General features: G+C 64.1%; 6 protein-coding genes. 4 read left to right on the top strand and 2 right to left on the bottom strand.

Going from position 1 to position 4140, the window contains the following annotated elements; translation table 11 throughout:
• The coding region (locus ADADOO_RS13385) for a ribbon-helix-helix protein, CopG family (protein ID WP_511278007.1) at positions 1–124 on the bottom strand (124 nt) is incomplete at its 3' end.
• A gap of 77 nt (positions 125–201) precedes the next feature.
• On the opposite strand from ADADOO_RS13385, the gene ADADOO_RS13380 reads away from it, so the two are divergent.
• The 4 genes from ADADOO_RS13380 to ADADOO_RS13365 all read left to right on the top strand — a co-directional run bounded on the left by ADADOO_RS13380 (position 202) and on the right by ADADOO_RS13365 (position 3183).
• Entirely contained in the window at positions 202–531 is a 330-nt protein-coding gene (locus tag ADADOO_RS13380) for a metal-sulfur cluster assembly factor (RefSeq protein WP_511278001.1), read from the top strand.
• Positions 532–1599 carry a DUF8744 domain-containing protein gene (locus ADADOO_RS13375; protein WP_511278000.1) on the top strand — a complete coding sequence of 356 codons (1068 nt, stop codon included), beginning with the start codon at positions 532–534 and terminating at the stop codon, positions 1597–1599. It begins immediately after the preceding gene.
• Positions 1596–1988 carry a hemerythrin domain-containing protein gene (locus ADADOO_RS13370; RefSeq protein WP_511277999.1) on the top strand — a complete coding sequence of 131 codons (393 nt, stop codon included), beginning with the start codon at positions 1596–1598 and terminating at the stop codon, positions 1986–1988. Before ADADOO_RS13375 ends, ADADOO_RS13370 begins: the two co-directional genes overlap by 4 nt.
• A gap of 229 nt (positions 1989–2217) precedes the next feature.
• A complete protein-coding gene (locus ADADOO_RS13365) occupies positions 2218–3183 on the top strand; it encodes an AAA family ATPase (protein ID WP_511277998.1) in 966 nt (321 codons plus the stop codon).
• A gap of 27 nt (positions 3184–3210) precedes the next feature.
• Here the strand turns inward: ADADOO_RS13365 and ADADOO_RS13360 are convergent.
• On the bottom strand, positions 3211–4140 hold a 930-nt coding region (locus ADADOO_RS13360), incomplete at its 5' end, for an endonuclease/exonuclease/phosphatase family protein (protein ID WP_511277997.1).

Here is a 4140-nt window from a genome sequence, read left to right as displayed (position 1 = left end):
TCTCGATGGCGCCGCGGATCAGGTCGCGCACGGCTTCCGAGCGGTTGCGGTAGCCACGGGCCGCGATCAGTTGATCGAATTCCCTGGCCAAAGCCTCATCCAAAGAAATTGTGAAGCGTTCCATGTTCTTTGCTCCGTGCTAAAGATGGCCAGAAAACGCGCTGCTAGGATGGCCGCACCCCATTCTAACGTCTGGCTCAAATGACCGCTGCCCTCGATACCGAACTGATCCGCACCGCCCTGCGCAAGGTCGTTGACCCCGAGGTCGGCGCCAATATCGTCGATCTCGGCCTGATCTACCGCATCGACGTCAACGACCCCGGCAAGCTGCTCATCGACATGACGATGACCTCGCCGGCCTGCCCGATGGGCGAGATGATCGTCGACGATGCCTATGCCGAGCTCGACCGCGTGCTGCCGGCTGATTGCCAGCCGGAAATCCGTCTCGTCTGGGAACCGCCCTGGGCGCCGTCGATGATGAGCGAAAAGTGCCGCCTGAGCCTGGGCTGGGACGAGGCGGACCGCGCGTAAATGGCCGACCTCAAACCCGGCGGCCGCTTGCCGCTGCTCTTTTTCGGCATGCTCTCGCTACTCGGCGGCGTGATGGCCGGCCTCGCCCGCCTCGGCTGGGAGGTGCCCGGCCCGGCCATGCAGGCGGCCGGCGTGCATGGGCCGCTCATGATCGCCGCTTTTTTCGGCACGGTGATCAGCCTCGAACGGGCCGTCGCGGCGGGCCGCAACTGGGCCTACCTCGCGCCGCTGGCGGCCGGAGCCAGTGGCATCGCCCTGCTCGCCGGCGCCCCGCTGCTGCTCGGCCAGAGCCTCGGCAGCCTTGGCGCGCTCGGCCTGATTGCCGCCAGTGGCGTGGCCCTGCGCCGTCAGGTCGCCGTGTTCACCCTCATCCTGACCTTGGCCGCTGGCTGCTGGCTGGTCGGCAATCTGCTCTGGCTGGCGACCGGCAACGTCAGCCCCGCCGTCGCCTGGTGGCTGCTTTTTCTGGTGTTGACCATCGCTGGCGAACGGCTCGAATTGACCCGTTTTCTGCCGACGCCGCCGCTCGCCCAAAAGCTGTTCATCGCCATCGTCGGCGTGTTCTTGTTCAGCGCCATGGCCACGGTCGACCGGCTTTTTGCCGGCGGATTGATCGCCCTCGCCCTCTGGCTGCTGCGTTACGACATCGCGCGCCGCAACATCGCCAGCGCGGGGCTGACCCGCTTCATCGCTGCCTGCCTGCTTTCCGGCTACGCCTGGCTGTTTGCAGCCGGCCTGCTCGGACTAGCCGGTGCCTTTGCGCCCGGTCATGAATGGCGCGATGCGGCCCTGCACGCCATTGGCCTGGGCTTCGTTTTTTCCATGGTTTTCGGCCACGCGCCAATCATTTTCCCGGCCGTCACCCGCATCAAAATCCCCTACCACCCGGCCCTTTACCTGCCGCTCGCGCTGCTCCACCTGACCCTGGCGCTGCGTATCTTCGGTGGCCTCAGCAACAATTTCGATCTGCGCCACACGGCCGCCCTGCTCAACGGCTTGGTCCTCGCCGTCTTCATCGCAACGCTGGTAACGCTGGTCCGCCGTAACGCCAAAGGAGGTGCCCGATGAAACGCCATGCCGCCCTGCTGCAACTGTCGCGCGAACACCACCACGCCCTCAAGCTGTCCCGACTGGCCCGCTTCGCCAGCGATGCCGGCCACGCACTGGCCATCGCCGAGGCGGCGGAAAAAATCATCGAGGCCTTTCCCGCGGTGCTCGAATCCCATTTCCAGAGCGAAGAAAACGACCTGCTGCCGGCGCTGGCCGCGGTCGGCGCCAAGGCCTTGGTGACTCGCACGCTGGCCGAACACGCCGAGTTGCGCGACCTCAACCGACGCCTGGCCGAACCGGACAGCGAACTCCTCGCCCGCTTCGCCACCTTGCTCCACGATCACGTCCGCTTCGAGGAGCGGGAGCTGTTCGAGACGGCGCAGCAACTGCTCTACCCAGAGCACTGAACGCGCCAAAGCGGGGCACAAATTGTCGGATTGCTACGGTCAACCGGAAAAAACCGGCCAATTTGAAGCCGCATTCTCGCTCCCCGCCAAGGCTGAAAACTCGCTTCCTGCATGGCTTTTCGGCTTTTATCGACACCCTCAACCGGAAACCGGGAACGAAATATGCTCGACTAAACCCGTAGCACGCTGGATCCGTTAACCGGTCTAAGAGCGCATGGAGGAAGTCATCATGGCCCACAGTGAAATCCGACTCTCGGTCGCTGAAGAGCGCACCATCTACGACGTGGCGGCCATCGACCGCGCCATGGAAGAGGCCGCCGGCAATCGCAACGAAGCGCTGGCCAGCCTCTACGACAAGATGAAGCAGCGCGGCGGCGGCCGTTTCCTGATCCGCCCGACCGGCGCCGACATGATCGACGGCCTCTACGACAGCTGCCCGAATTTCAGCGAGGTGATCGACGACCTCAAGAAATACGTCGCCCTCTCGGTCGCCGGCAACGAGCCGATGAGCTTCACGCCCATCCTGCTGCTCGGCGAGCCGGGCATCGGCAAGACCCATTTCGCCCGCGAACTGGCCAACCAACTGGGCACCGGCCACGAATTCATCTCGATGAGTTCGCTGACCGCCGGCTGGGTGCTGTCCGGCGCCTCGGCGCAGTGGAACAACGCCAAGCCGGGCAAGGTGGCGCACACGCTGGTCCATGGCGACTACGCCAACCCGATCGTCGTCCTCGACGAAATCGACAAGGCCGGCGGCGATTCGCGCTACGACCCGATGGGCTCGCTGTACGGCCTGCTCGAGCACGATACGGCGCGCGCCTTCAAGGACGAGTTCATCGACATCGACATCGATGCCTCGCACATCCTGTGGGTGACGACGGCCAACGACGAACGTTCGATTCCCGAGCCGATTCTCAACCGCATGAACGTCTACGAAGTGCCGCGTCCGGACCACGATGCGGCGATCAGCATTGCTGCTGCGCTGTACCGCGAAATCGTCGGCCAGCACGACTGGGGTTTCCCGCCGGAGGCCGACGAGGCGGTGCTCGAACGGCTCGGCTTGCTGCCGCCGCGCGACATGCGCAAACGCCTGCTCGCCGCCTTTGGCACGGCCAAGCTGGAAGGGCGCAACTGGCTCGAAAGCGGGGATTTCGAACAGGCCAGAATGGGGCGAAGCCGGAAGATCGGCTTCTGAATACGGGGCGCGATTCGGCGCCCCGGTTCACACCGCTTCGATGCGCACCGACACCGGAAAATGGTCGCTGTAGCCGTCCAGATTGACGTTGGCTGCGACGTCGCCGGACGGTAGCCCGAAACGTATCGGCCCCTCGCCGACGCGATGGCTGACCATAGTCGGATAAGCCTCGATGCGGGCGCTGCCGTCGACCGTCCGCCAGCCGCTTTTGCCGGTCAGCAAGCCGGTTGAAATGAGGATCTGGTCGAACAGGCTGGCATCGCTGCCGAAATAGAGCGTGCCGTTGAGCAGGCGCGGGTTACCCTTGCGGTCCTGCGTCATCAGCGTCAGGTATTCCCACGTCAAATTGTAGAACCTGGCGCTCCGCGTCCGCGTCACGTCGCCCTTGTCGCGCAGGCCCTGGGCGTGAATGGTGATGGATTTGTCGAAGGGTTCGTCGTTGAAGTCGCCGAGCGCGATGACCGCCGTATTGTCGCCCTTTACTTCCCGTATCCGGCCATGCCAATAGGCCAGCGTTTCGCCCGCCGTGGCGCGAAAACCGGACGAATACTCGGCACCATCACCAATCGCCGACGAGCGTGACGGCCAGTGGTTGGCCAGCATGACGAGTTGTTTGCCGGATGGCGCAACGAAGGTGATTTGCGTGATGTCGCGCGTGCCGGTCTGGCGCATGACCCAGTGCGAAAACAGCTCGTCCAGCTTGGCGGTGAACTGCTTGGCGTCGTACAGAAAAGCTGTATCGATACCGCGCTGATCGCGGGCAGAATCGACGTGAATGAGCTGGTAGCTGCGCCCCGGCAGCGCCTGATTGAGCTGATCGGCCAGGGTCTGCAGGGCATAGCGGTTTTCGACCTCGCACACACCGAGAATATCGGGCCCGGCGCCCTCCTTCATGCGCACGATGATCGAAGCCAGCTGGGCGATTTTTCGCTTGAACAGCGTCTCCGACCAGCCTTT

The sequence above is a fragment of the Azonexus sp. genome (genome assembly GCF_036170495.1).
Classification (GTDB): Bacteria; Pseudomonadota; Gammaproteobacteria; order Burkholderiales; family Rhodocyclaceae; genus Azonexus.
The sequence above is the reverse complement of the archived record's forward strand: the minus strand, read 5'-3'. Positions and strand labels throughout refer to the sequence as shown.